The sequence below is a fragment of the Niveispirillum sp. SYP-B3756 genome, assembly GCF_009495745.1.
GTDB lineage: Bacteria > Pseudomonadota > Alphaproteobacteria > Azospirillales > Azospirillaceae > Niveispirillum.
Genome location: NZ_WIDQ01000055.1, coordinates 1 through 717 on the forward strand (window position 1 = coordinate 1; position 717 = coordinate 717).

1 protein-coding gene is annotated in these 717 nt (G+C 55.8%); it reads left to right on the top strand.

Annotation, left to right across the window (positions count from 1 at the left end; all coding sequences use genetic code 11):
• Positions 1-717 (top strand): hypothetical protein (locus GE253_RS25995; RefSeq protein ID WP_211101604.1); only part of this gene is annotated, 717 nt, incomplete at both ends.

The following is a 717-nucleotide window of genomic DNA, read 5'->3' on the forward strand; positions in this document are numbered from 1 at the left end:
GCGTCGGGGACATCAGGTTTCACGCCGACAAGTTCGGGCCGGTATTATCTTGACGTCCACGGCTGGCGGGCAGGAAATTACACCCTGTCGGCAAAGGTGACAGACAATGACGACTACACGTCCACCACATCGACCACAGGCAAGCTGGCCATTGGCGGGCAGGCTACCGGTATCTTGGGGACGTCAAATGATGAAGACTGGTTCGCTGTCGATCTGACCGCCGGTACGGCCTACGAATTTTCAGGTTCATATAGTGATGGTGGTTCCGGCACGACAGGTTTGAGCTTGGTTTTGCGGGATGCCGCCGGTTCATATATCAACTACGCGTCGGGGACATCAGGTTTCACGCCGACAAGTTCGGGCCGGTATTATCTTGACGTCCACGGCTGGCGGGCAGGAAATTACACCCTGTCGGCAAAGGTGACAGACAATGACGACTACACGTCCACCACATCGACCACAGGCAAGCTGGCCATTGGCGGGCAGGCTACCGGTATCTTGGGGACGTCAAATGATGAAGACTGGTTCGCTGTCGATCTGACCGCCGGTACAACCTACGAATTTTCAGGCTCATATAGTGATGGTGGTTCCGGCACTACAAGTTTGAGCTTGGTTTTGCGGGATGCCGCCGGTTCATATATCAACTACGCGTCGGGGACATCAGGTTTCACGCCGACAAGTTCGGGCCGGTATTATCTTGACGTCCACGGCTGGCGG